31 protein-coding genes and 2 pseudogenes are annotated in these 24,435 nt (G+C 65.2%); 26 read left to right on the top strand and 7 right to left on the bottom strand.

All coding sequences use genetic code 11. The annotated features are described in order from the left end of the window. Positions 1 to 24 precede the first annotated feature (24 nt). Positions 25 to 296, bottom strand: a pseudogene (locus EDD93_RS18850) (transposase family protein); the annotation flags it as partial. Between the two features lie 330 nt (positions 297 to 626). Here EDD93_RS18850 and EDD93_RS18845 point away from each other — a divergent pair. Beyond that, positions 627 to 3,242, top strand: a complete 2,616-nt coding sequence (locus EDD93_RS18845; RefSeq protein WP_123526248.1) for an NB-ARC domain-containing protein — start codon at positions 627 to 629, stop codon at positions 3,240 to 3,242. A gap of 437 nt (positions 3,243 to 3,679) precedes the next feature. Here EDD93_RS18845 and EDD93_RS18840 read toward each other — a convergent pair whose 3' ends face one another. The 3 genes from EDD93_RS18840 to EDD93_RS18825 all read right to left on the bottom strand — a co-directional run bounded on the left by EDD93_RS18840 (position 3,680) and on the right by EDD93_RS18825 (position 8,865). Beyond that, positions 3,680 to 5,497 carry a UvrD-helicase domain-containing protein gene (locus EDD93_RS18840; RefSeq protein ID WP_123526247.1) on the bottom strand — a complete coding sequence of 606 codons (1,818 nt, stop codon included), beginning with the start codon at positions 5,495 to 5,497 and terminating at the stop codon, positions 3,680 to 3,682. Continuing rightward, positions 5,494 to 7,614, bottom strand: a complete 2,121-nt coding sequence (locus EDD93_RS18835) for an ATP-dependent endonuclease (RefSeq protein ID WP_185092369.1) — start codon at positions 7,612 to 7,614, stop codon at positions 5,494 to 5,496. Before EDD93_RS18835 ends, EDD93_RS18840 begins: the two co-directional genes overlap by 4 nt. 783 nt (positions 7,615 to 8,397) lie before the next feature. Next, positions 8,398 to 8,865, bottom strand: coding sequence for an NUDIX hydrolase (locus EDD93_RS18825; protein WP_123526244.1), 468 nt, complete (start codon positions 8,863 to 8,865; stop codon positions 8,398 to 8,400). A gap of 18 nt (positions 8,866 to 8,883) precedes the next feature. Here EDD93_RS18825 and EDD93_RS18820 point away from each other — a divergent pair, with 18 nt between their 5' ends. The 12 genes from EDD93_RS18820 to EDD93_RS18765 all read left to right on the top strand — a co-directional run bounded on the left by EDD93_RS18820 (position 8,884) and on the right by EDD93_RS18765 (position 16,200). After that, positions 8,884 to 9,663 (top strand): GntR family transcriptional regulator, encoded by a 780-nt coding sequence (locus EDD93_RS18820; protein WP_123526243.1) that lies wholly within the window; start codon positions 8,884 to 8,886, stop codon positions 9,661 to 9,663. 139 nt (positions 9,664 to 9,802) lie between these two features. Then, complete coding sequence (locus EDD93_RS18815) at positions 9,803 to 10,156, top strand: hypothetical protein (protein ID WP_123526242.1); 354 nt, start codon at positions 9,803 to 9,805, stop codon at positions 10,154 to 10,156. 2 nt (positions 10,157 to 10,158) lie between these two features. Next, positions 10,159 to 11,514, top strand: coding sequence for an FtsK/SpoIIIE domain-containing protein (locus EDD93_RS18810; protein ID WP_123526241.1), 1,356 nt, complete (start codon positions 10,159 to 10,161; stop codon positions 11,512 to 11,514). A gap of 84 nt (positions 11,515 to 11,598) precedes the next feature. Continuing rightward, positions 11,599 to 11,802 carry a hypothetical protein gene (locus tag EDD93_RS18805; protein ID WP_123526240.1) on the top strand — a complete coding sequence of 68 codons (204 nt, stop codon included), beginning with the start codon at positions 11,599 to 11,601 and terminating at the stop codon, positions 11,800 to 11,802. Beyond that, positions 11,802 to 12,464 carry a DUF2637 domain-containing protein gene (locus EDD93_RS18800; protein ID WP_123526239.1) on the top strand — a complete coding sequence of 221 codons (663 nt, stop codon included), beginning with the start codon at positions 11,802 to 11,804 and terminating at the stop codon, positions 12,462 to 12,464. The genes EDD93_RS18805 and EDD93_RS18800 overlap by 1 nt, the downstream gene beginning before the upstream one ends. A 21-nt stretch (positions 12,465 to 12,485) precedes the next feature. Beyond that, complete coding sequence (locus EDD93_RS18795) at positions 12,486 to 12,677, top strand: mobile element transfer protein (protein ID WP_123526238.1); 192 nt, start codon at positions 12,486 to 12,488, stop codon at positions 12,675 to 12,677. 12 nt (positions 12,678 to 12,689) lie between these two features. Beyond that, positions 12,690 to 12,845, top strand: a complete 156-nt coding sequence (locus EDD93_RS18790) for a hypothetical protein (RefSeq protein ID WP_123526237.1) — start codon at positions 12,690 to 12,692, stop codon at positions 12,843 to 12,845. Between the two features lie 26 nt (positions 12,846 to 12,871). Beyond that, positions 12,872 to 13,192 (top strand): SpdD-like protein, encoded by a 321-nt coding sequence (locus tag EDD93_RS18785; protein ID WP_123526236.1) that lies wholly within the window; start codon positions 12,872 to 12,874, stop codon positions 13,190 to 13,192. 89 nt (positions 13,193 to 13,281) lie between these two features. Next, the gene (locus tag EDD93_RS18780) at positions 13,282 to 13,476 is read left to right on the top strand and encodes a hypothetical protein (RefSeq protein WP_123526235.1); all 195 of its coding nucleotides are present in this window, start codon (positions 13,282 to 13,284) and stop codon (positions 13,474 to 13,476) included. Then, positions 13,473 to 14,855 (top strand): replication initiator protein RepSA, encoded by a 1,383-nt coding sequence (gene repSA / locus EDD93_RS18775; protein WP_123526234.1) that lies wholly within the window; start codon positions 13,473 to 13,475, stop codon positions 14,853 to 14,855. The genes EDD93_RS18780 and repSA overlap by 4 nt, the downstream gene beginning before the upstream one ends. Continuing rightward, positions 14,852 to 15,064, top strand: coding sequence for an excisionase family DNA-binding protein (locus tag EDD93_RS18770; RefSeq protein WP_123526233.1), 213 nt, complete (start codon positions 14,852 to 14,854; stop codon positions 15,062 to 15,064). Before repSA ends, EDD93_RS18770 begins: the two co-directional genes overlap by 4 nt. Next, positions 15,064 to 16,200, top strand: coding sequence for a site-specific integrase (locus tag EDD93_RS18765; protein WP_123526232.1), 1,137 nt, complete (start codon positions 15,064 to 15,066; stop codon positions 16,198 to 16,200). The genes EDD93_RS18770 and EDD93_RS18765 overlap by 1 nt, the downstream gene beginning before the upstream one ends. A 282-nt stretch (positions 16,201 to 16,482) precedes the next feature. On the opposite strand, the gene EDD93_RS18760 is transcribed toward EDD93_RS18765, so the two are convergent. The 3 genes from EDD93_RS18760 to EDD93_RS18750 all read right to left on the bottom strand — a co-directional run bounded on the left by EDD93_RS18760 (position 16,483) and on the right by EDD93_RS18750 (position 18,534). Next, complete coding sequence (locus EDD93_RS18760; protein ID WP_185092368.1) at positions 16,483 to 17,730, bottom strand: tyrosine-type recombinase/integrase; 1,248 nt, start codon at positions 17,728 to 17,730, stop codon at positions 16,483 to 16,485. Between the two features lie 22 nt (positions 17,731 to 17,752). Continuing rightward, the gene (locus EDD93_RS18755) at positions 17,753 to 18,001 is read right to left on the bottom strand and encodes a hypothetical protein (protein WP_123526230.1); all 249 of its coding nucleotides are present in this window, start codon (positions 17,999 to 18,001) and stop codon (positions 17,753 to 17,755) included. A 164-nt stretch (positions 18,002 to 18,165) separates the two neighbouring features. Beyond that, positions 18,166 to 18,534 carry a helix-turn-helix domain-containing protein gene (locus EDD93_RS18750; RefSeq protein ID WP_123526229.1) on the bottom strand — a complete coding sequence of 123 codons (369 nt, stop codon included), beginning with the start codon at positions 18,532 to 18,534 and terminating at the stop codon, positions 18,166 to 18,168. Between the two features lie 255 nt (positions 18,535 to 18,789). On the opposite strand from EDD93_RS18750, the gene EDD93_RS18745 reads away from it, so the two are divergent. From EDD93_RS18745 to EDD93_RS39630, 13 genes and pseudogenes are all read left to right on the top strand, one after another. Then, positions 18,790 to 19,092, top strand: coding sequence for an XRE family transcriptional regulator (locus tag EDD93_RS18745; RefSeq protein WP_123526228.1), 303 nt, complete (start codon positions 18,790 to 18,792; stop codon positions 19,090 to 19,092). Then, entirely contained in the window at positions 19,076 to 19,312 is a 237-nt protein-coding gene (locus EDD93_RS18740; protein WP_123526227.1) for an AlpA family transcriptional regulator, read from the top strand. The genes EDD93_RS18745 and EDD93_RS18740 overlap by 17 nt, the downstream gene beginning before the upstream one ends. Positions 19,313 to 19,455: 143 nt before the next feature. Next, positions 19,456 to 19,845 carry a hypothetical protein gene (locus EDD93_RS18735; RefSeq protein ID WP_260255774.1) on the top strand — a complete coding sequence of 130 codons (390 nt, stop codon included), beginning with the start codon at positions 19,456 to 19,458 and terminating at the stop codon, positions 19,843 to 19,845. A 44-nt stretch (positions 19,846 to 19,889) separates the two neighbouring features. Beyond that, positions 19,890 to 20,411 carry a hypothetical protein gene (locus tag EDD93_RS18730; RefSeq protein ID WP_148083882.1) on the top strand — a complete coding sequence of 174 codons (522 nt, stop codon included), beginning with the start codon at positions 19,890 to 19,892 and terminating at the stop codon, positions 20,409 to 20,411. Next, the gene (locus EDD93_RS18725) at positions 20,408 to 20,587 is read left to right on the top strand and encodes a hypothetical protein (protein ID WP_123526225.1); all 180 of its coding nucleotides are present in this window, start codon (positions 20,408 to 20,410) and stop codon (positions 20,585 to 20,587) included. The genes EDD93_RS18730 and EDD93_RS18725 overlap by 4 nt, the downstream gene beginning before the upstream one ends. Continuing rightward, positions 20,577 to 21,332 (top strand): hypothetical protein, encoded by a 756-nt coding sequence (locus tag EDD93_RS18720; protein WP_123526224.1) that lies wholly within the window; start codon positions 20,577 to 20,579, stop codon positions 21,330 to 21,332. The genes EDD93_RS18725 and EDD93_RS18720 overlap by 11 nt, the downstream gene beginning before the upstream one ends. Then, positions 21,329 to 21,562 carry a hypothetical protein gene (locus tag EDD93_RS39425; RefSeq protein WP_148083881.1) on the top strand — a complete coding sequence of 78 codons (234 nt, stop codon included), beginning with the start codon at positions 21,329 to 21,331 and terminating at the stop codon, positions 21,560 to 21,562. Before EDD93_RS18720 ends, EDD93_RS39425 begins: the two co-directional genes overlap by 4 nt. After that, positions 21,555 to 21,776 carry a hypothetical protein gene (locus tag EDD93_RS18715; protein ID WP_123526223.1) on the top strand — a complete coding sequence of 74 codons (222 nt, stop codon included), beginning with the start codon at positions 21,555 to 21,557 and terminating at the stop codon, positions 21,774 to 21,776. Before EDD93_RS39425 ends, EDD93_RS18715 begins: the two co-directional genes overlap by 8 nt. Continuing rightward, positions 21,773 to 22,873 carry a phage recombination protein Bet gene (bet, locus tag EDD93_RS18710; RefSeq protein ID WP_123526222.1) on the top strand — a complete coding sequence of 367 codons (1,101 nt, stop codon included), beginning with the start codon at positions 21,773 to 21,775 and terminating at the stop codon, positions 22,871 to 22,873. Before EDD93_RS18715 ends, bet begins: the two co-directional genes overlap by 4 nt. A gap of 58 nt (positions 22,874 to 22,931) precedes the next feature. After that, the gene (locus tag EDD93_RS18705; RefSeq protein ID WP_123526221.1) at positions 22,932 to 23,582 is read left to right on the top strand and encodes a hypothetical protein; all 651 of its coding nucleotides are present in this window, start codon (positions 22,932 to 22,934) and stop codon (positions 23,580 to 23,582) included. After that, positions 23,582 to 23,983, top strand: a complete 402-nt coding sequence (locus EDD93_RS18700; RefSeq protein WP_123526220.1) for a hypothetical protein — start codon at positions 23,582 to 23,584, stop codon at positions 23,981 to 23,983. The genes EDD93_RS18705 and EDD93_RS18700 overlap by 1 nt, the downstream gene beginning before the upstream one ends. Next, complete coding sequence (locus EDD93_RS18695) at positions 23,980 to 24,174, top strand: hypothetical protein (protein WP_123526219.1); 195 nt, start codon at positions 23,980 to 23,982, stop codon at positions 24,172 to 24,174. The genes EDD93_RS18700 and EDD93_RS18695 overlap by 4 nt, the downstream gene beginning before the upstream one ends. Continuing rightward, a pseudogene (locus EDD93_RS39630) lies at positions 24,171 to 24,404 on the top strand (WhiB family transcriptional regulator); the annotation flags it as partial. The gene EDD93_RS18695 and the pseudogene EDD93_RS39630, both read left to right, overlap by 4 nt. Positions 24,405 to 24,435 lie beyond the last annotated feature (31 nt).

Below are 24,435 nucleotides of genomic sequence, written 5' to 3'. Positions count from 1 at the left end.
GTTGAGATTGTGAAGGCGGGCGAGTCAAAGCATGGCGTGGTGGACGCCGTCGCCCTTGAGGCGGCGGTCGCGGAGGATTCTCCAGATCTTCACGCGGGCGAAGACGTGCTCGACGCGGGCGCGGACCCGTTTTGGGACTTGTTGTGGGCCTGCTTCCAGTCGGACAGCTCCTCGCCTCTGCGGCGGCGGAGCATCACGAGCCCGGTGCCCGAATAGCCGCCGTCGGCGATCGTCATGGTCTTGCCGACGGCGGCCTTAGCGCCGGACTCTTCCCACGCCCTACAGTCGTTGCGGTTGACTACTTCGACAGCAGACTTCCCATAGCGCAGCACGAAGCGTGCTAGCCGAAGCGGTAGCGAACTCAACCCAGGCTTCATCGGTTGGAACAGAGCTGCGGCATCGGGGTCATAGACGAAGATCACAACCTCTCGATCGCCTCAACAGCGATCGGCAGAGCTGGCGTTCGTTCGCCGAACCAAGCGACACTCGTAGCGGCACGCCAATGTCCACCACTTAGCACGGCGCCTCTGGACGCATAGGATGAGGGTCCAGCAGGCGTCCGGGGGGACACGGTGGGTGCGCTGAGCCTCCTACCGGGTCGTGGACGCGGTGAAGCAGGGGGACCTATGGGTAAAACAACGTTTCTTCCCGTCAACCGCATGCTCGAGCGGGCAAATCTGGCGCGGGAGGAATCGGATACAGCATACTTCTTCGATCTCCTGTACCTCGGCGAGTTGCTCATCAAAGTGCTGGCCGTGGAGCTACTTGCCGCACTTCAGATAGACCGAGAGCGCCACCGCTACGCAGCCGTCTCAGAACTAGTCAGGGCCGACAGCATCGGAAAATGGGCCGAGCTGCTAGATCAACTGGCATCCGGTCCAGCCAGTCAACACTTCGTTCCCGCCGGCCGGGATTCACAGCGAGCAATCACCATCCCCTTTGGTCCGGACAGCGAAAGTTGGCAACGCAAGGCAGTCGACGCTCTTAACGCCGTGTGCATCTGCCTGGACGCGAATTACGAGGATACGTCCGGAAAAAAGGTGAGCTTCCGCAGGTGGGCCCATGACTTCAGCTGGCTGCGAAACCGAACTCGCGGTCATGGCGCGCCCCGTGGGGCTGCGCTCTCCACCATTTGCCCTCAACTGGCGCAATCGCTCAATGAGATCATCACCAATGCACCGGCCTTCGGCCGCTCATGGGTGCACCTACGGCGCAACCTGTCCGGCAGATATCGCATCAGTCCCTTCGGGAACGGCCAGGAGAACTTCGCGCACTTGGCGCGCGAAAGCGAGCACAGCCTTCCCGACGGCACTTACGTCGATCTTGGCGGCCCACGAGCCTGCGAGCTGCTTTTCACTGACCCTGATCTCACAGACTTCTTCTTGCCTAACGGAAACTTCCGGAATGGGAAGTACGAAACTCTCTCTTACATCAGCGACGAGAGACGTCCCGGGGACGGAAGTCCCTACCTCCTACCGGTAGAAGCGCAGCCGCGTAGCGAGACTGCAGCCCAACCCGACATGGCATATGTGGGAAATCTATTTAGCAATATGCCACCCCTTCCCGAGCACTACGTGCAACGCGCTGAACTTGAGCATCAGCTCACTGAACGCCTCTGCGACGACCGCTACCCAGTCATCACCCTCCAGGGCCGGGGCGGCGTAGGCAAAACATCACTCGCCCTCGAGGTACTGCACAAAATAGCCCATATGGACGAGTTCTTCGGTATCGTCTGGTTCAGCGCCAGGGACATTGACCTACTACCTGAAGGGCCCAAAGTAGTACGTCCCGACGTTCTTTCTACAGACGACATAGCGATGGACTTCTCCCAACTGATGGCTAATTCATCAGCGCGAAAACCAAAGGAATCCCGGACCTATTTTGCCGATTGCCTTTCCGGGAGCACAAACGAGGGGCCTTTCATATTCGTGTTCGACAACTTCGAGACCGTGCGAGAACAAGCCGAGCTGTATCAATTTGTCAGTAATTCAGTAAGGCTCCCAAATAAGGTCCTAATCACTACTCGAACGCGCGATTTCAAGGCCGACTATCCGATTGAAGTCGGCGGAATGCGACGCAGTGAATATTCCCAGCTAGTCGCAACCATCGCTGGCAGACTGGGCATCTCTCCCCTTATCGACGATGATTACGAGGAGTCGCTTTTCCGAGAGTCGGACGGGCACCCCTACATCACAAAAGTGTTGCTGGGTGAGATAGCAGAAGAGGGGCGCAGGGTTGCTGTCAAAAGAGTCATCGCAGCCAAGGACGCCATGCTCGACGCACTATTCGAGCGCTCCTTTGCGTCACTTTCCTCAGCAGCTCAGAGAGTGTTCCTCACACTATGCGGTTGGCGCTCATTGGTTCCTCGCCTAGGACTTGAGGCCGTCCTGCTGCGACCAGAAAACGATCGTCTCGACGTAGAGGGAGCCATAAGCGAGCTGGAAAAGCGGTCTCTAGTCGAGGTGGTGTCATCGCAGGGAACGGGAGATGAGGAGTTTCTCTCCGTGCCGCTCGCGGCTTCGCTATTCGGCAAGAAAAAGCTTGTGACGAGCCCAGCAAGGATTGCCGTTAACTCCGACCTCAAGCTAATTCAGGGTTTTGGTCCGACAACTGATGCCGCTCATGGACTTGCCTCACGAATCGACCGATTGGCCAGGTCGGCCGCGAAGCAGATGGAGGCCGGAAAAGACATCGGCCAAGAACTATCTGTCATCGAATACATGGCAACGGGTTACCCAAAAGCGTGGCTGACGCTAGCAGAATTCCAACGCAATCAGATGTCTGACAATCTTACTGCAATTCGATCCGTCAACCGCTACTTGGAAAATTGTCCCGATGACCAGTACGGATGGAGCCTGCTTATCACGCTTTACCGCGCAACGGATGATCATTTGGCAGAAATGAATGCCCGGCTACGGCTAGCGGAACTCACCGAACCACCGTTCCACGACCTAAGTTCCGCTGCTTCCCGGCTCAACGGACTACTGAGTCGCAGAGAGATCGTGCTGGATGCAGACGAGCGACGTCACATAGTGCGGAGACTGCGCGAGCTCCTCGAAGATCGGCACACCGAAGGCGATGCGACCGACCTATCCCGCCTTGCTTGGCTGTGCATGCACGATGACCAGGACACCGATGCCGCTGACCGCTGGGTGACTGAAGGGCTCCAAAGAGAGTCCACTAACGAGCACTGCTTGCGGTTGAAGCGTCGCCTCGCGGGCAACGGCGCGGAGACCGCGTGAAGAGGATCTCGTGAGTTGCTCCCCTTAGAGCTACGCACTCTTGCGGCAGAACCCTGGGGCCTTGCGTGACACGCTGCGCGTAGCGGAGAGCCACGGTCACCACCTGACCTAAGCTCAGGAAACTCGTGCCGGCGCATTGAAAGGCCCCGAGGCCGCAGCCCTTGGCTGATGAGGGATGCGGCCCCCCTAGCGGCGGCGAGAAGCCCCAGACCCACTCTGGGGCTTCTCTAAATAGGGTCTTGCGGCACGGCGTTTCGGTCAGCTTCAGGGCTGCTTCGCTGCCGCCGGCCTGTCCACTCCTACCCTCTCCACGTCAAAGCGCGGAACGCCTGCACCTGAATCCTGAACGAGATCACTACGCACCGCAACTTGCGCCAGTAGGTACTTTGTCCGCAAGCACACACGGATATTAAGAGAATGTGCCGAAATTTTTGACTTTATGTGCTTGCCGCATCAGGGGAAAGTCCTCGCCGAGAGCTAAGGGGGGCTCCTTCTGGAGAATATTGAATATCTCTAATGTTGGCGTCGCCTACCCACGCCTTGAGTGTCTCCAGAGCATCGTCGGACAACTCAGTCGTAAACAATAGGACTAGGTCCTCTTTAGCTCGTGAGCATGCTACGTAAAATAGGTTGCGCGACTTTTCAAACCGCTTCCTGCTCCCCGGACTCAGGGAGTCTCGTTGGGTGAAATTTGCCAGCATCTCTGGAAAATTGTACTGAGTCCAACCGCCGCCAAATACGGCTAGTACATGAGGGTATTCAGCCCCCTTGACACCGTGCTGAGTTGAAAAGGGAGTGTTCTCTTCAACGTACTCGCGCAGTGCCAGGACCTCGCGATAGCTGACGCTCCTAAACTTTTCGTAGTTCGCCAGACTTCGCGGTTCGACAATCCCCTCGCCGTCCTCCAAATCCTTGCAAGCAAGCTCCCACTTGCGATGTCTGTTAGTAACCGCTTGTGGGAGAGCGAAGCAATTCTGTTCCAAGAGAATGTCCATGACATCTCCGACAGTTCCCGTGCTCCGGGCTGAATTGATCGTGCCAAATAGGCCCGTCCACGCAGTCTTGTCGCTGCGTCTCGTCATGCGTGGTCGGGACCGCTTCAGCAGGTCGAACATTGGGCCGTATTGCTTGTTATCGAAGTAGTCGCAGCAGGGCTCAATGACATCCAGCAGAAAGGCCACGACGTCATCGTTCTTTCGCACGAAGTCCTCGTTGCGGCGGAATGAGCGGTTGATATTGGCAAATCCCAATTCAGAAGCAATAGAGGAGTGAGTTAGCATAAGCACTTTTGAATCACGCTCCGCACCATCTCTTTGCTGCCGGCGTTGCGCATCTTCAACGGTCCAGCGAAGGGTTGCCTTCAGGACGTCGTCCGGAATCTGCCCCTTCTTTGAGTGAGTGCCCCGAGTCCCCGCCCAGCTGTTTGTATGGTAGACGGTTACAGCTCCGATGTGGGCGTTGCTTACAGCAGCTTGAGGCAATTCTGGGCGCATGCCATTAAGGAGGTGGACGACAGCCTGACTCGATCTCCAGTTTGCGCGTTTCTGGATCAGTTTCACCGGTAGATCATCGATAGAGCCGCAAGTCTTGTCATAGATCTGCTGCCAATGGTCACCGAAAAAACCGTAAGCCGATCCAGACCGCGAGTTTGAAGCGTCTCCAATCATCGCTTCAGCCAAGCCCGAGGGAGTATCCTGATATGCGTCAACGAGGATGATTGGAAACCTGTCGGCTATGAGTCTCCGAAACTTCAGGTTAGGGAAAAGCTTGATAGCCAGCGCGGGAATGTCATCGTGATGAAGTCGAATGCCGTTTTCGTGGATTCCGCGAAAGCCGAGATCGTAGGATACGCTGAAGTCCTCCAAGGAATCCTGGTCTTCCAAGAGTGAACCCCAACCAGGCAGCTTGTGCACTTCGCGCAGCAGAGACTTTCTGAATGGAGAGAGGGCTTCCCAAAGAAATCCATGAATGGTCTCGGCGAAGATGTGAGGACTATCGTCGGTGCGACGTATGATCTCGTTTCGAGCAACGTTCGTGTACGTGATACAGGCGACGCGCTGCCCTTCGCGCGGAAGGTATCTAGCCCGAACTCGCAGAATATGCTGAAGGGTGTCAATTAGAGAGTGTGTTTTTCCCGCTCCCGCGCCGGCCTCCATTTTGAAATTTTGCCCGTCACTCAGCGCGGCAAGGATTTTACCCAGCGTATCTCGGCTTTCCTCCTCGGCGGTTCCGACCCGGGCACCCGTTTGGCTCATCGCACAACCACCTGGCCGCTCGAAGGGTTCTGGCTATCGGGTAGCGTCCCCTCACCACCCTCTACCGGCGGCGTTTGGTCGAGAAGCCAATCGAGTCCTCGCGCGATGTAACGCGGAATCCTCCATTCCTGCTGCTCGATGGCGAAGGTTAGAGCGAAATCACTCTTCTTGTACTTCTTTGCCTCCTCTCTAGCATCAAGCTCTCGCTGACCAGTTGCTCTATTTCCGCTGTCACTTAGGTCGAACAATTCTGGGTTGGCAAGGATGAATGCGTCCTCAAATGTACGCCCACACGGGTCAGAGATGTTGCTCTCCGGAATTTGATAGGCGAGACCTCGCCTGCCGGATACTGGAATGCCGTGTTGGGCATCCTTTAGCAGATCGGCTGGTGACAGTTCTTTGTCTCCGAACCATTTCTTGATGGCTTGGTTGGTCGTCGCTGTTCCATCATGAACACAGCAAGCTTCTAGACGCTTCGACTTAGACCCCATTTTCGCCGGGTCCAAGTCAGTAATGACTAGAGTCTGCAATCCAAGAAAGTCAAGAAACGGGTAGAAGATGTGTGCGTGCGCACCACCCACTTCCATGACGCTCACGTATTGACTCGAAAGACCAGCTCCGCCCTCCCTCTGCCTACTCTCGTCGAATGCGGCAATCGCCGCAGGAATGAAGATACGCTCCGTGGTGCCTTCAATGAGGATGGCCTTGTCCGCGAAAAATAGGTCAGCGCGAGTAAGTGTTAGATATTTATGCAAGAACTCCTTGTCAACTCCTGGGGCCTCGGCAAGGTTCAGGACCGTTGAGCTAATGGCCTCGTGTTGGGCGGCGCCTTCGGCCAACCGGAAATATCGAATTGCGGAAAAGCCAGCTCGGTTGGCAATGTGCGCAGAATGGGTCGTCACCAGGAACTGTGCGTTCCAGATTTCCCCTTGACCGTCGGTGCCAGGGAACTTCTCCTTGAACACTCCCAGTTGGTGAATGAATATTTCTTGCATTTGGGGGTGGAGGTGCGCTTCGGGTTCCTCGATGAAGACCAAATGAACGGACGGCCTATTTCCCTGAGCCGAGTATTCACGATAGTAGCTGAAAAGGGTCAGGAGAATTAGCAGGAGGTTCCGTGAGCCAAGACCACTGTAGGACTCGGGCAGCTCCACACCAGCCGACCCCGGGTAGTTGATGCTGGTGAAGTTCGACAGTAGGCGTTTCGAATCCAGCGTGGTTCGTGTCGAGAAATCTCTATTCCCTAGCCCTGGATACCCGAATTCAGAGACGGTCGGAGCCATTTTTCTGTACATCTCCTGCAAATGCGCATTTAGCCTCTCGACAATTTCCTCCAAGGCCTTTTCTGTGCCGTCGGCAAATTCCTTAAGGATGGATCCATCGTCGGCTTTGGCAGCTACCATGAATAGAGACTCAAGGATTTTGCCGATCTGGTCTTTAGGGCGATCCTTTTCATCGTCCAATCCGCGCTGCGCCTTAACGAAATCCACCTTGATCGCTTTTGCGACGTCTGTCATCGAAATTTCCCGAAAATTGGAATCATCGGTCGGATCGATGGCGAGCACGATGCGTTCGTAGAGGTGCGGAATTCGAGGACCAACAAGGGATAGCAGGAGGGACTCTCCCCATTCTCCTGTCAGCGTTTCTGGCGCATCGCGAAAGAAGTCCCTCATCGATCCGGGTTTGAGCGCGTATCGCACGGTGACGATGGCCTGAGTGCAATCCGGGTCAAGGTCGACGATGAGGGGGCCTAGATTACCGTACTCCCCCAATTCGCTATCGTATTCAAGAAGAATCTTTACCGAAATCTCAGGTAGAAGTTTCCTGGCGCCGGCCTCGTCGTCAGCGGAGAATTTGCGATATGCGTCGGCGAATTCGAAGTACGACTCTGCAGAGAAATCCTCCAGCCTCAGGCTCAGATCGCCTGGGCGCAAGAATCTGCTGAGTACCTCAGCGAGGGAAGTTTTGCCTGTGTTGTTCCTGCCCACGCATACGGTTACGTCTTCATCGAAGGTGACGCTCACGTTCCGCAGAAGGCGAAAGTTTTTGACCTCCACCCTGGTTACGGTGGGCGGCTGCGCCTGTTTTTGAGGCTGTGGTGGCTGCACTACGCTCACGATCGCTCCTGACATACACCTGAGTCCGTGCGAGGTCGCACTTGGCGCAGCCGTGACCCAGAGAGGGTCGGTAGGCGGATAACTAGGGTTTCCGATGGGGCAGTTTGTCACGGAGGGCGACGACAGGTGGCCTCTTTGCGACAAGATCCCGAACCAAGTGTGCACCGCTGGCCCCAGGGATGAGGCCCCGCTACGGCCCGCCTCAATGCAAGGTCGGTGGAGCGGCTTTGGGCTGGAGCTGCTTTGGGGCGAGTGATCATGGCCCCTTAAGCTCCCGGCGAGTCGGGCAGTCTGTGGACCTGCCCGTTGAAGCACGACGTTGGGGCCATGATCTTAGAGGCTCGCCCCAAAGTGGCTGCCTAAAGCCGTGGAGCCGGCCGCCCCAGCCACAGAGGGTGTCTCCCGCTTCATGCCCGCAGCTCGCTAGCGCGCCGCCGGGCGCGGCCAGCCGGGGCGGAGACAGGAGGCAGGCCGCGCCGCTGAGGCGGCGCGCGCCCGCGCCGTGCGCGGGTCTTGATGAAGTAGAGAAAGTCTTACCGCGCTGCTTTGGTCAGAGTGCGAACGGCTTGTAGGCCAACGCTCGATCGATGACCCTGTCCGCGCTTAGGTCGGGATCGAAGTCCCAGTAGATGTACTCGCTGATGTGGGGGCATGCGAGTCCGCGGTGCAGGGCGTCCAGGATCTCGTCGCCTTCCGCTTCGCTGGCAATGTCGCCGCCCAGGAGGCGCTGGACGAGGGGTAGAGCTTCGCCACGGCTCATCCTCTCGTGAGGGCCTGGAGCCGTCACTGTGTCTTGTTCAGCCGATGGCCGTCGTGGCTCCGCACGTGCGGGCCGGCCCCGTCCAGGGCATCGAGCAGGCGGATTGCGTAGACCTCGGACATGCGCTCGGTGATCTGCTCCGGGGTGAGCCAGTCGACCGCGGTTGATTCGGTTGATGTGCGCTCGGTGCCCCCGGAGGGCTTGCACCGGAAGACCATGGCAACGATGCCCCGGGTCGTGTTCTTGTAGACGCCCGTGAGCTCGTCGACCTCGACGCGGATGCCGGTCTCTTCCCAGACCTCGCGGCTGACGCCCTGCTGCGGGGACTCGTCCAACTCCAGGACTCCGCCCGGCAGTTCCCATGTCCCGTTGTCCGCTCGGCAGATCGCTAGGAGCCGGCCGTCCTCGCGCACGACAGCCCCCGCCACGGACACACTGTGCTTCGGCGTTGACGGAGCTTCCTGGGCGCTGTTACTCATGTACAGGAGCATAGGAGAGTGAGTAGGTCGATGGGAACAGCAGTAGGAGGTGACAGGGCCGTACCTCGGTACGTTCAGATCGCCGAGGAGATCGTTCAGCAGATCCGGGCCGGTGTCCTCAAGCCTGGCGACATGGTGCCCAGTGAGTCCGAGCTGGTGGACCGCTACGGCGTCTCCGGCGGGACGATCCGTAAGGCCATGGTGGAGGTCCGTGCGAGCGGCCTGGTGGAGACCCGGCATGGCAAGGGGTCTTTGGTGAAGGCCCGACCCCCGGTGCGTCATCGGTCTTCCGATCGGTTCCGGCGCTCGCATCGCAAGGGTGGCAAGGCCGCGTACCTGGCGGAGTCGGAGCAGGCCGGCGCGACCGCCAAGGTGAGCGTGCTGTTCATCGGCCCAGCCGATGCACCCGCTGACATCGCGGAACGTCTCGGTGTGGACCCCGGAGCCAAGGTGCTGGCCCGCCGCCGCCTCTACTTCCGCAACGGCACTCCGGTCGAGACTGCAACGTCCTACCTACCGTGGGGCGTTGTGAAGGACATCCCGGAGCTGTTCTCCGAGAACCCCGGGCCCGGTGGGATCTACGCCCGGCTTGAAGACGACGGCCATGTCTTCGCGGAGTTCGTCGAGACCCTCCAGGCGCGGCCGGCCTCGAAGGCGGAGTCCTCCGAACTCGCGCTGAGCCCCGGCGCCCCGGTCATTCACCTCATCCGAGATGCCGTGACCGAGGAGGGTCGTGTGGTCGAGGTCTGCGACACCCTCATGGCCGCTGACCAGTTCGTCTTCAGCTACAGGATCCCTGCCACCGACTGACGTCCGCTCAACTCACCCCAGCCCGCTGCGATTTCCTCTTCGTAGCGGGTTGACTCATGTACAGGAGTGATGCACTCTTCTTCATGTTACTCATATACATGAGTGATGGAGTTCAGCACCTACAGAGGAGTGATCTGCTGTGCGTCAGATTCCCGTCGACACCACGAACGCGACCGTGATGGTCGCCAAGGCCCCTCAGCCGAAGGTCAAGGACCGCCGTACCGGTGAGATCGCGCTGGACAAGGACGGCGTGACGCTGATGACGGTGGAGGTCATGTTCTCCACGCCGGATGAGGTGGAGATCCTCAAGCTCACCGTTCCCCAGCCCGGCGTCTCCGAGGACCTGGCCATGGGCACCCCGGTCGCGCTGACCGGCCTGGTCGCTTCGGCGTGGGAGAACGAGTTCAACGGACAGAAGAAACACGGGATCGCGTTCCGCGCGGTCGCTGTCACCTCGCTCGCCGCCGCTGCATCGCAGTCGAAGGCGGCCTGATCATGACCGGCTTCACGGTCGCCCTGGTGCTGGTTGTCGCTGCCGCAGTGATCCTGCGGTGGCGGCGCCCCGCCTGGTACTGGCTGGCCTTCGGCGCTGTCTTAGCCGCTCTACGGGTCTTGGTCCGCTACGTCTCCGTGATGGACGCGTGCGGGCTGACCGTCCCGCCCTCCCGCTGGCGTCTGGCCCTTGCCCGGATCGCGAACCGGCCTGTGCCGGAGTCCCGCGCCCCGCGCATCCTGCGCGTCCACCCCACACGCACCGGCCTGGTGCTACGCCTCAAGCTCCGCCCCGGACAGGACGCGTTCGACGTCTCCGCCGCCTCGGACCGGCTGCGCCACTCCTTCGGCATGTACGGCGTGACCTCTCGCGAACTGCGCTCCGGCGTCGTCGAAGTGCGGATGACCGGATACGACGTGCTCAAGCGGGTGCAGATGCCAGCCAAGACCGATCCTGCACCTATGCGGGTTCCGGTCGCCCTGCGCGAGGACGGGGCCGTCCACTACCGCGACTACCGCAGCGTTCCGCACGGGCTCACCCTCGGCGCCACCGAGTCGGGGAAGTCCGTCTACCAGCGCAACCTGGTGGCCGGCCTCGCGCCCATGGACGTCGCACTGGTCGGAATCGACTGCAAGCAAGGGGTCGAACTCTTCCCGCTAGCACGCAGGTTCAGCGCCCTTGCCGACAACCCTGACACCGCCCTTGAGCTCCTCGAAGCTCTCGTCACACACATGGAGAACGTCTACCAACTGATCCGGGCTGAACAGCGGATCACGGTGAACGTGCCGGACGCGGCAATAGCCGCTGACATCTGGGACCTGCCCGAACACCTGCGCCCGGTGCCAATCGTGGTCCTGGTGGACGAGGTCGCCGAACTCGCCCTGTTCGCGTCCAAGGACGAAGAGAAGCGCCGCGACCGGATCATCACCGCCCTGGTCCGCCTCGCCCAGCTCGGCCGCGCTGCCGGGATCTACCTGGAGATCTGCGGACAGCGCTTCGGCTCCGAACTCGGCAAGGGCATCACCATGCTCCGCGCCCAGCTCACCGGCCGCACCGCCCACCGCGTCAATGACGAGTCCTCCGCCAACATGGCCTTCGGCGACATAGCCCCGGACGCCGTCCTGGCCGCAATCCAGATCCCCACCGAGACACCCGGCATCGCCGTCACCGGCGACTCCTCCGGCGGCTGGGCCCGCATCCGCGCCCCGCACACCTCGCTGCGCCAGGCCGTGAACATCTGCAACCGGCACGCCGACCGCACCCCGGCCCTGCCCGTCCTCGCGGCCTTCCGCCCCATGGTCGGTTCCCTGGCCCCGGCCTCCGAGCCGCTCGCCAAGGCCACCCCCGCCACGGCCTGAGTCCTCCCGCACCCCCGGTCGGCGCGACCGCATCGCGCCAGGTCCCTACCCGCTCCATGCCTGAAGGAAGGGAGACCGACTCCCATGTGTGAGCACATCGAGGACTTCCACCGCACCGTCCTGATGCTCGGCGCTCTGGCCCTGTACGCCGAAATGCCGGGTGCCGACGACACGTTCATCGACTCCATTGGTCCGTCCCTGGCCGTGTCGCTTCCGGAGCCTCCGCCGGGGATGTTCCCGCCCGGCTACGACCCCATCGGCGACACCGACCACCCCGGGGGCGTCTGATGGCCCGCCCCGCCTTCCGCGTGGACGCCGTCCTGGTCCAGGCCGTCATCGCCGGTGCCCTGTCCTTCGCCCACCTGCACGACCTCGCCGACGCCGCTGGGCAGGACGGCTGGAAGGCCTGGGCCTACCCGATCTCGGTGGACCTGCTCTTGGTCGCCGCGTGGCGACGCCTGCGCAGCGAGGGCCCGTCCCGGCTGGCCTGGTGCTGGTTCCTCATCGCGCTGTTCGCCTCGCTGGGTGCCAACGTCGCGACCGCCGGATTCCTCGACCTCACCCACCCGCCGGCCTGGCTGCGGTTCGGCATCGCGGGATGGCCCGCGCTCGCCTTCCTCGGCGGCACCCTCCTTGCCCACTCGCACTCCGCCGAGGAGCCGGAGCCCGTTCCGCCGGCACCCGCAGTCCCGCATTCCGCGACAGAAGTCGAGCGGGAATCCGCCCCCGATCCGGCGCCCGAGCCCGAGCCGATCGCCGCCGCTGCCGAGAACACCCCGGCACTCACCCCCGCCGGTCCGCCGGTCCCGGCCGCGCTGGTCGACCACGCCCGCAAGCTCGCCGCCGACCACCACGCCCGCACCGGCGCCCCGATCGACACCGACACCTTGCGCGCCCGGCTCGGCGTCCCGCCACAGCTCGCCGAGACCATCGCCGCCCAACTCGCCTGACCTGACGGGAGAACCACCGCCATGCCCGCTCGTGACCACTTCCACTCCGTGATGCGGATCGGCCCCGTGCAGATCGGCTCCCACCGCGACCACCGCGGCCAGACCAAGCACGCCGCCGTCTGCAGCGCCGACCGCTGCGGCTGGTCCGCCGACTACTCCAGCCAGAGCGCCGCCCAGCTGGCTGCCCGCACCCACCGCTGCACCGCCCGATAGGAGAACGGCCCCGTGGATGTCCCGCTCTGGTTCGCCCTGATCATCGTCGGCTGGCTCGGCATCAAGCTCATCCGCCCGCCCCTGTGGCTCGTCGCCGTTCTCCTGCTCGGCGGCTACCTCCTCGCCGACAGCCTCCTTGCCCCCGCCATCGACACCGCCGTCAAGTAATCACCCGCCGCGAAGGGAGATCCACCATGTTCAAGCCCAAGGTTCCGACCATGCCCCAGCCCACCGGCCTCATCACCCGACCGACCGTCGTCGAGCCGACAGCCGTGGTCCAGCACACCCCGCCGAGCCCTGCCCCGCTGGCTGTCCCGACCACTGCGGCCAGGCCCACCGTCCAGCTCACGCCCGGCGCCGTCGTCGGACTTGTGGGTGGTGGGACGGCCGTCGTCCTGGTCGTCGGCGCGGTCCTGGTCTCGATGCTCCTCGCGGTCGCCATCACCGGCGCATCCGTCGCCATCTGCGCCCTGGTCATCCGCTCGCTCATCACTTCCGCAGACCAGCACCGCTGACCGGACCCCGGACGGCGCACAAGCCGCCAAGCATAGCCGCCGCCCGGACAGTCCGGCGCCTTCCAACCGCAGTCGAAAGGGCCGCCATCATGGCCCAGCACAGCCCTGCCCCGCCGCGTCTCTGCCCGGACTGCAACGGCTTCCCCGTCGTCGCCATCGACACCGGCACGCTCCTCGACAACGGCACCCGCTCCATCCTCCTGGTCGCCTGCCACCTCTGCCGCGGCACCGGCTCGACCCGCACCGCGACCCGCGCCCCGGTTGTCCAGCGGGAGCACGCGTGACGGACTCGATCCTCGCGAGCCTGGACCCGGCCACCCTCGGCGATCTGCTGCAGGTGGCCGGGTCCACCGGCTTCGACCGCTGGCAGGACCAGATCCGCCGCACCGGCGGCTGCTCCAACCCCATCCACCTCTCCGGCTGGACCCTCACCAAGGACAGGACCACCGGCCAGACCATGCACCGCTACTCCACCAGCACCGAGCCCGGAGGACGGCTCCGCATCGCCTGCGGCAACCGCCGCGCCTCACGCTGCCCTGCCTGCGCCTGGACCTACTCCGCCGACACCTACCACCTGATCCGCGCCGGACTCGCGGGCGACCAGGACAAAGACGTCCCTGCCACCGTCCGCGACCATCCCCGCGTCTTCGCCACGCTCACAGCCCCGTCCTTCGGCCCGGTCCACAACCGTCCCGACTCCGGCCGCTGCCGCTGCGGCACCACCCACAGGCCGGATGACGATGCCCTCGGCACCCCGCTCGACCCCGACACGTACGACTACGCGGGCGCGGTCCTCTTCAACAACCACGCCGGGGACCTCTGGCAACGCTTCGCCAACCGCCTCCGCCGCGAGATCGCCGCCCGCGCCGGCCTCACCCAACGCGAACTCAAAGAAGCGGTACGGGTCTCGTACGGCAAGGTCGCCGAGTTCCAGAAGCGCGGCGCCGTCCACTTCCATGCCGTCATTCGCCTCGACGGCCCCGACGGACCCGACAGCCCGCCGCCCTCCTGGGCTTCCGTGCAGCTGCTCAGCGACTCCATCCGCGCCGCCGCCGTGCACGCGTACACGACTATCACCGTCCCGGCCGCCGCCGGCCAACCCGCCCGCCCACTGCGCTGGGGCACCCAGCTCGACATCCGCCCCATCCGCGCCTTCGACGCCGGGACCGACATCACCGAACGGGCTGTCGCCTCCTACGTCGCCAAGTACGCGACCAAAGCCGCCGAAACGACCGGCACCATCGACCGCCGCATCGGCAACCGCGAGGCCCTGGCCCTCCTCGACGTACCCGACCACCCGCGCCGCCTCATCGAAGCCTGCTTCGACCTCGACCCGCTCTACCCGGATCGGCGACTGCGGGCCTGGGCACACATGCTCGGCTTCCGCGGCCACTTCTCCACCAAGTCCCGCCGCTACTCCACCACCCTCGGCGCACTCCGCCAGATCCGCGCCGACTACCGCGCAGCCCAGCAGCGCGAAGAACTCGGCCTGCCCGACCCGGACCAGGACCCGACCGTCCTCGTCCTCACCGACTGGCAGTACGCCGGACAAGGCCACAGCCCCGGCGAATCCGTCCTCGCCGCCTCTATCGCCAAAGACCTGCAACACAACCGAGAAACCGCCCGCGAAGCCCTCGCCCTGGAAGGAGACATGGCCGCATGACTGACCGACTGCTCACGGTGGAGGAGGCCGCTCAACTCCTCGGTACAACTGCGCGTTTCCCGCGGCGCCTGATCGCCGAACGGCGGATCGTGTTCGTGAAGGTGGGGAGGCATGTCCGCATCCCTGAGAACGCCTTGGCCGACTTCATAGCGGCCCACACCGTCCAGCCGATCGTCACGAGTCTGCGGCGCTTCGGGGCGGTGGCGTGATGGCGAACCAGAAGGGCAAACGCCGCCGCTTCGGTTCGGTCCGCAAGCTGCCGTCCGGCCGCTTTCAGGCCCGGTATCCCGGCCCGGATGGTCTGCTGCGTTCGGCTCCGGCGACCTTCCCCACTCAGACCGACGCTGATCGGTGGCTCGTCCGCAAGGAAGCGGAGATCCTCGACGGCCGGTGGAAGAACCCGGACGACAAGGTCCTCTTCGGGGTCTACGCCGACGCCTGGTTCAAGGAGCGCAACTACGCGGCGACCACCCGCGAGCGCAACGGCAGCGCGCTACGTCTCCACGTCCTGCCTACCTTCGCGAACGTGGTCCTGAGCGAGATCACCACACCGCAGATCCGCCGCTGGCGTGCCGGCCTCCTGGAGTCCGGTGTCGGTGAACCGACGGTCGCCAAGGCGTACCAGATCCTCCGCGCCATCATGAACACCGCAGTCGACGACGAGTTGATCCAGCGGAACCCCTGCCGTATCAAGGGCGCTGGGGCAGCGAAGACAGCCGAACGGCCGTTCCTCGATGTCACGGAGGTCTTCCAGCTCGCCGACGCCGTGCCTGCGCGTTTCCGGGTTTTCATCCTCCTGGCGGCCTTCACCGGCCTCCGCTTCGGGGAGCTCGCCGCGCTCCAGCGCCATGACATCGACCTCGAACGGCGAACCGTCGCCGTGAGGCGTGCCCTGGCCGAGACCCGCTCGGACGGCATCCTGGTCAAGGCACCCAAGAGCGCGGCAGGTGTGCGTACCGTCGCCTTCCCTGCCTCGCTGACGGAGAGCCTGGCTGCTCACCTCGATGTCTACGCCGAGCCGGGTCGCACCGGGCTGGTGTTCACGGGAGCAAGGGGCGGGCAGCTCCGCCGGAACAACTTCCGTCGTCTATGGCTGCGAGCCCTGGTGACGACTGGTCTGGGAGACGTTCACTTCCACGATCTGCGCCACACCGGAAACACCCTCGCCGCGACCGGCGGTGCGACCACACGAGAATTGATGCAGCGGATGGGCCACTCGTCTGTGCGTGCCGCGCTGATCTACCAGCACCTGGTGAACGGCCGCGATCATGCGATCGCCGCTCACGTCGATGAGCAGATCAGAAAGGTCCGGCCGGCAGAGCCCGACGAACCATCTGGCACGTAAGTGGCACGACGCCTCTCCCCCGCCGGAATCGCGGACGAACAAGGCCCAGGCTCTCGGCTTACCGCCGGTGACCTGGGCCTTTTCCGTGTGTCCTACTGGTGGGCGCGGACGGTTTCGAACCGCCGACATCTGCTTTGTAAGGGCTTCTGTCCTGCGGCCTCGGAGATTCCGAGAAGTTCCGAGACCTCCCTGGCGCCGAAAGCGACCCTCGCGCCCCGAGAGCCAGGAAACCCCGAGAGATTCCGAGACCCCCCGAGGGGGGTTTGTGGACTCCTAGTGGACTCACGCCGATTCCTGGTCCGGAACGACCCGGAGTCCACTACGACCGGTCAGCGCCGCCCGCACGACCTCCCGAGCACCCTCGCTCTCATGCGTGTACACCCAGGTCACCTTGCCCGCGCGGTCGTGACCCAACATGGCCTGAGCGTCGGCCTCCGGCACTCCTGCCTGATGCAGCTTGCTGGTCACCCTGTCGCGGTAGTGGTAGATGTCCGGCCACCAGTCGGTCTTCCCGTCCGGCCGCACCACCTTCCGGGACACACCCGCCTGATCGCACGCCTGGCGCCACGGGCGCCTGAGGTTGTTGATGTTCAGCGCGGCGCCCCGGGGGCCCCGAAGCAACAGCTCCTCGACGCGAAGGTCGTACCCGTCGCCGATCGCCGACCGGGTCCGGGCCGGCTTCCACTTCGCTCTCATGACCTGCACCGCGCCCCACGCCCGATCGGTTAGGGGGACGCTCCGGAAACCGGCGTCGGTCTTCGGGGCCGGCTGCCGGACAAGGCGACCGCCGTCGGGGACGAGAATCTCCTTGATGTGCGCGACCCGCTCCTCATCATCGATGCAGTAGTCGCGCAGGCCGGCATACTCGCCGGGGCGCATGCCCGTCTCGTGTGCGAAGTCTCGGAGGATCGCCTGGTAGTACGCCGGCAGCGCGGCGTGGATGAGGTCGTACTGCGCTGTGGTGGGCGGCTTCAGCTCTTCCGGGTGCCGCTTGTTCCGGGTGGCCGTGACTTGCAGCTTGGCCGCGGGGTTCACGGAGATCCGCTCACCGTCTCGGACGGCTTCCTCAAGCAGGGCGATGAGTAGCTCCTTCGCCTTCTTCTGGCTGTCGAATCCCGGAACTTCGCTGCTCAGCCACCGCTGGAGCTCCATGTACTCCACGTCAATGAGGCGGTACCCGCCCCACTTCGGCTGGATGTATTTCCGCCAGATTCCGAGCTTGCGGTTGTTGGTGGTGATGCGGCCCTTCTTCGCCTCGACCTCCCAGAAGGTGTTCCACCAGGTGTTGAGCCGGATCTTCCCGCGGGCCGGGTCCCGGTAGCGGCGTTCCCGTACGTCGGTACGGACTTTGTCGAGAAACGCGTCGGCGTCCGCCTTCTTCGGGAAGTTCTTGGCCTTCTGCTTTCCGGTGGGGTCCCGGTAGCGGGCCTGCCACGAGCCGACGCAGTCGCGCCGGCGCTTCCGCTCGCCGTGGTCCGCCTCGGGGTACGCCTCGATGCACTCGGTGCAGCCGCACGTCTTGCTGCGCATCTGTCTCGGGTTGTTGGTCGCTCTACGCGCCATGGGTCACCGCCTGCTCTCCTGTCCGCTGCTGGGGGATGCGGGGGCTCAGGTCGAGCGATGCCCCGCAGTAGCAGAGTGCACCGAACTGGGGCTGGGGGATGGCGAGTTCGGCGAGAACGGCTCTCACTGCGGTGACAGTGTGCGAGCGGTCAAGGCCGGGCGGAAGGGCGATCGTCTGGGTGGCCGGGTCGAACACCGGAGCCGAGCCGATCGGAGCGAAGCGGACGCGAATGCACATGCGGACCCCCGTGTACGCAGGCGGAACAGGAACCTGCGGTCGATGAGGGGAGGGCATCGGCCGTGCGAACGACCGTACCCCCAACTGGTGGAATATGCGACTACCGTTACGCGTGTTGACGACCAGTCAGACACGTGGAGTGACGGGGTCCATTTAGCTGAGACTCACGACAGGGCGGAACGGTTGTGCTCGTTCAGCGCACGAAGTTGGATCTCCTGCAACTCCTGCTGCTCAGCAGTGAGGCCACGGAAGAGTTCGAGTAGACGTTCTTCCGCCTCGGGCGCCAAGGGTCCGGGGACCTTGCGGCCGGCTGCGGCGAAAACGCGGTCCGCACTGAACTTGGGGTACCGGGATGCGAGCTTGTGAAGAGCCTCGGCGCGCGGCGTTCGTTTGCGGTGCACCCAGGTATTGACGGTGGAGACGGACACACCGATAGCCGCCGCGATCTGGCTGTCGTTCACGCCATACTCGCCCTTCAGGCGTGCAAGCAGCTGCGCGAGGTCTTCGGTGGGGGTCGCATCCTCGTTGTCCACGGCCCCAAGATTGCCCGTGACCTCTACTTTTCGCAAGTAAAAGTAGAAGCATGGCGCGTATTGGTGCAGCGCGTAACCTCCCCGTCACGCGCCCGCGCACTGGCATATGACAACACCATAGAACACACATTCGAGTTACGCAGCCGCTCGGAGATTCTCGGCAGTTCTCGTTGACACGACTGCGACAGCGACTGTAGAATTGTCGCAGCACCTCGCACCGAGGGGCTCACCCGCATCAACCAGCACGAGGTACCCATGCCAAAGCTGCTCCGCAAGGGCGAAGGCCAGCCACTCCGCGACGAGATGAAGCGGCAGGAACTGACCCTCGACGAGCTCGCCGAGAAGACCAAGACGGTCGATCCGGAGGGGCGCGGAGTCAGCCCGGCCACGATCGGCCGGCTCACCGGCCGGGGCCGCACCGCGCGAGATCGATGCGAACTGCACACAGCGTGGCTCATCACCGAAGGGCTCGACGCCCGGATGCACGCGCTGTTCAGCATGCCCCCACATTCGACCGCGACAGTAGAAAGGTCAACCTCCGATGCCGAAGAAGAGTGAGCGCCTCACCGCCCTCCCCGCCGGACTCGTACCTCTCCTGAGCCAGCGCGAGATCGAGACGTACTACGGCGTCTCCGACTGGCAGATCCTCCAGTGGATCAAGCAGGGGATGCCCACCGAGCCGTTCGCCGGCCGTCAGCGTCGGTTCGACATCGGCGAGGTCCGCGAGTGGATGGCCGCGCAGGACGCGGAGTCCTCGCTTGTCGCCGTCCCCGCCTGACCCCAGACACACCACGAGGCGCCGAGCCATGCCGGGCCCGACGCCTCAACGGCCCCTCAACCCCTTCAGAAATCGAGGACACCGTGATTGTGAATCTTATCCGCCCCACGGACTTGCCAGCCGGTCACCGGCGCACCGTCCACGTGGACATCACCCCGCCCCGCCCGACCACGCTGCCCGGCCTGTTCCGTGCCGCGGCCCGCGTCCTCGCCGCGAACGGCCTGCACCAGGGCGACTACTTCCCCGACGCACTGTCCGACGTGCACACCCCGCACACCGCCCGGCCGCTGTCGATCGTGGCTGCGCTGCGGTGCGCGGCGACCGGCGACCCCCGGGCCTACTCGCTCCTCGCGGACGAGGGGCTGATGGAGCTGGCGTTCCGCCTGACGGTGGACGGCGAGGGGCCTGAGCACCTGGACCTGTTCGGTCTGGAGGACCACGTCGACGGCTGGGGCGACGTCGAGGGGCGTACGACGGAGTCGGCGTGCGCGGTGCTGTACGCGGCGGCTGACGCTGCGGCGGTGGCCCTGTGAACGCGCGCCGGGTGTCGGCTGCTGCGGGTGTGGTGTTCGCGGCGATGAAGACGCGGCAGACCGCGACGGGGATCGCGGCGGCGTTGGAGGCGGCGGGCCTGCTCCAGTCCCCGGAGTCGGCGGCCGAGCAGCTGGAGTTGCTGCGGCAGCGGGACGCCTTCCGGGACCAGCGGAACTCTGTCTTCGCGACGAACGAGGAATTGCTGCTCCGGGTGGAGCGGGCGGATCTGGAGCGGCTTCAGACCGAGAACGACAACCGGACGTTGGCCCGACGGATTGCCGAGCTTGAGGCCACGCTGTCCCGGATCGGTGCCCGTGCGGAGCAGCGGCACCTGCTGGACCCGCTGGACCACGTGCTGGAGCACCTCGCGGACGAGCGCCCGGTGTTGACCGAGGAGCAGGCGCGCCGCATCGAGCGCGACCGACCCGAGACGACCACCGCGCACGACTGCACCACGCCGTTGTCCCGGCTGCTCGCCTGTGGCCACTGCCCGCACCAGGTGTGCGAGGACTGCGGCCGCTGCCCGCACACCTGCGGGTGCTCGGTGCTGGCGGTGACGTCGTGACGGTTCTCCGCTTCGCGTGTGGCTCGGTCGCCCTGTACGCGGCGAGCCTCGTGCCCTTCCTCGCTCTGGTGGATGCGGACATGCCGGAGCACGTCCTCCCGGCCTGGGTTCGCACCCTGCCCCTCACCACTGCCGCGCTCCTGATGCTCACCCTCGGAGGCACCAATGCCCGCTGACCAGACCTTCATCCCGCGCACCGAGCGCCAGTACTGGGTGGCCATTGCCGACGCCCTGAACGCCGCCGAGACCGCCGGGATGCCCGTCGGCATCGACCTCGACGGGACCCTCACCGACCACCGCACGTGGTCCGTGGTGTGGAACCGCCAGGCGGTGCGTTGGGAGGTCGCCGGGTACGACGACGACGTCGACATCGACGCCACCGGCGAACCTGTCGCCGATCCGCTGGTCGTGTCTCGGTTCGACGTGGCGATGGAGCCCGCCCCGGAGGACGAGCAGCTGCTCACGGTCGGTTGCATCGCCGCCGACGGCCGTCCGGTGGCGCTGCTGCTGGACGCAGAGACCCGGGCGAAGGTTGCTGGGTGGCTCGTGCCGACCGTTGAGCTCAACGCCATGGAGCGACAGCTCCTCACGTTCGCGCTGAAGCTGGCCGCTGACCAGATGGCTACGCGCGCCGACGAGTTCGACGACGGCGACAGGGGTGCGCTGGAGTACCTGCGCAGTCTGACCGGCCAGCAGCCGCTCCTTGCACCGGACTTCTTCCAGCCCGGCTACACGTACTCGGACACGGACCCCGAGTGGCGGTTCCGCTGCGACACGGTCACCACCCACCCGGATAACGGCGAACTGACTGCCCTGGGCTGGCGGCACTGGCGGGGCGAGTGGGAGCCGTACGCCTACCACGTGGACGACTGGGACCTGGCCAAGTTCGACGGCCGCGCCGCGACGGGCGGTGCCGTGTGAGCGCCGCTGATCGTCTGGCTCTGCTGCGTCGCGCGGTCCGGGACTACGACGGGGTGTGGACGACCCGCATGGTGCAGCAGCTGTACCGGGCGCACGGCTACGCGGCCCCATACCGGCGGACCTCGAAGAACGACCTTGCGCTGCTGGCCCGACAGGGGCTGCTCGTCCTCGACGACACCGACCCCGGCCGCCGCATCTACCACCTCAACCGGGTGGTGCCCCGTGGCTGACCGCGACAGCACGTTCGCGGGGACGTGGCGCCGCCCCCGCCAGGACGGCATGGGCCGCAGCGCCCGCGAGGTTGCCGACCGCCGCTCCTTCGATCAGGAGCCCGCCGCCGGCATGTCCTGCGCCATCACCGCACCCATCCTCCTTGCCGCTGCTGGCGGCCTGTGGTGGGGCCTGTACGAGGGCGGGTCCGCCCTGATCGGAGCCATCGCATGACCACGACCGACATCGCCACGACGGGGGGCGGCAGCCTCGCCATCCGCCCCGAGCAGACCGCATGGACTCCGGACCAGGCTGCGGTCCTCCAGCAGTCCGGCATCGACAACCAGGTGGCCCCCGCCGAACTGTCCGCGTTCCTCCACCTGTGCCAGCGCACCCGCCTGGACCCCTTCTCCCGGCAGATCTACCTCATCGGCCGGTGGAACGGGCAGCAGCAGCGCAAGGTGTACACCCCGCAGACCAGCATCGACGGCTACCGAGTCATCGCGCACCGCGCGGCGGCCGACGCCGGGCACGCCCTCGGCTACGACGACACCCTGTGGTGCGACCCGTCCGGGAAGTGGCGGGACGTGTGGTTGGACGACAAGCCGCCGGCCGCCGCGAAGGTGACGGTGATCCGGAACGGGATGCGGTTCTCCGCTGTGGCCCGGTACTCGGAGTACGTCCAGACGAAGAAGGGCGGGGAGCCGTCGGGACTGTGGGTGAAGATGCCCACGACGATGACGGCGAAGTGCGCCGAGGCGCTCGCGCTGAGGATGGCGTTCCCGCACGACTTGGCCGGGGTGTATACGGCTGAGGAGATGGCGCAGGCGGACAACCCGGCGGACGAGCGGCACCTGCGGAGGGTGAAGCCGGGCGAGGGCGACCCGTGGGCCACGCCGCAGACCGCCGCGCAAGGCCGTGACTATCTCCACGAGGCGTACGGCGCGGCCGACGCCGACGAGGTGCGCCGGATCTACCGCGAGGCCGCGCAGGACGGGGCCGTGCCGGAGTACCTGGCGCAGATCGCTGAGGTCGGGAAGGCCCTGGCCCACCGCAACCCGGCACCCACGCCCGAGCCGACCCTCGAACCGGCTGCCGCCGACGACGGCTACCGCACCGGCCCAACGGACGACGAGGTGGTGGACGGCGAGGTCGTCCCCACCCCCGAGGACGACTACGCCGACGCCGTCGCCGAACTCCGCGCCGCCGCCCAGGCCGCACAGCTGGAGGACTTCGACACCGGCGTCGTGCAGGCCCTCGGCATGCCCCTCGCCGACGCCCCCACCGACGCGATCCGGGCGCTCGCCGCACAGATCCGCCCCGCCGCCTGACACCCGCTACCGGGGGCGCCGCGGCCCGAACCTGCGGCGCCCCACCAAGGAGCATCCCATGAACGACATGCAGCAACTGGCCCTCGAAGAGGCCGCGCTGAAGACCCTCGCCGACACCATCCTCGACCGCCTGAAGGTCGTGAAGGCCGACATGCAGAAAGCCCTCACCGACTCCGGCGCCTCCCGCGTAGAGGCCGAACTCCCCAACGGGAGGAAGGTCGCCACGATCAGCCGCACCACCTCGAAGCCCGCCGCCGTGATCGTCGACCCGGACGCCTTCCTGAAGTGGGTGCAGGTCAACTCCCCGCACAACGCCGTTACCCGCCTCGTCACCGAGGTCCGGCCCGCGTACGCAACCGGGCTCCTCGCTGAGATGACCGCAGCTGGCACGGCCGAGGTGTCCGACAAGGAGACGGGGGTGGTGGAAGCGGTGCCGGGGGTCGAGATCCGGGCGACGCGATCGGTGACGCACTCGGTGCGGCCGACGAAGGACGGGGCCGAGTTGATCGCTGAAGCCTGGCGGTCCGGAGCACTCGGACACCTGTCGCTGCCCGGTACGGGCGTCGCATCCGATGCCGGCCTTCACGCCCGTCTGGCCACGTTGGAGAAGCGGGACGCCTTGCTCAGCGCCATGGAAGCGGCGGGCGTCGACAACTGGCAGGGCATGGAACTCGTGCCGTCGCTCCTCAACGACGACGAGGAGGCGTGATGTTCGGACGGAAGCAGCGCCGCATCACCGAGCTGGAGCAGCTGGCCGCGGGCCGGGCCGCCCGTATCGCCGAGCTCGAGGACGAAGCGCGCGGACTGCGGTACAGCTCCCGGCACAACGCCCAGCTGGCCGACCGCCTCACCGGCCGCGACGAGGACCGGTCCCGCGCGCACGTCCTCGCCGTCATCGGGCAGGCCCGGACGGTGGCCCGCCTCCACCGAGCCCTCCGCGCCTGCGCCCGCTACCGGGACCACGAGGCGCGCCTCGTCGGCCGCCTCGCCCTGCTGCAGGCCGCGTACGACACGGCGGTCGGCCTCGACGATCCGGCGCTGCACCTCGGCGTGCACTGGCAGGAGCGCCGCTCCGACAAGCCCCGCCCGACGGCGGTGGTGAAGCCGTGAAGCTGCTCGCCTTCCTGCGCCGCCGCCCGGCCCCGGCCGCCACCGCGACGTTCACCCCGCACGGCGTCCTCGACGGCGCCCGCTGGCTGGTCTGTGAAACCACCGCGTGCGCCCACCTCACCCGCCGCCACACCCCCGCCGGCCACGGCTGGGAGTGCACCGACTGCCACACCCACAAGGGGGACCAGTGAAGCCCACCACCTGGCACGCGGACGCAGCATGCCGCACCGCCCCCGACCCGGAAATCTTCTTCGCCGTCGGCGAGTACCCGGCCGCACAGCAGCAGACCGCCGACGCCAAGCGGATCTGCCACGCCTGCCCCGTCATGGACCAGTGCCTGTCCTGGGCGCTGGAGACCCGGCAGGACTCCGGGGTGTGGGGCGGCCTCGACGAGCGGGAGCGGCGCCGCATCCACCGCCGCAAGACCACCGGCGGGGCAACCGCCCACCAGC

Source organism: Streptomyces sp. 840.1 (assembly GCF_003751445.1).
Classification (GTDB): domain Bacteria; phylum Actinomycetota; class Actinomycetes; order Streptomycetales; family Streptomycetaceae; genus Streptomyces.
The sequence above is the reverse complement of the archived record's forward strand: the minus strand, read 5'-3'. Positions and strand labels throughout refer to the sequence as shown.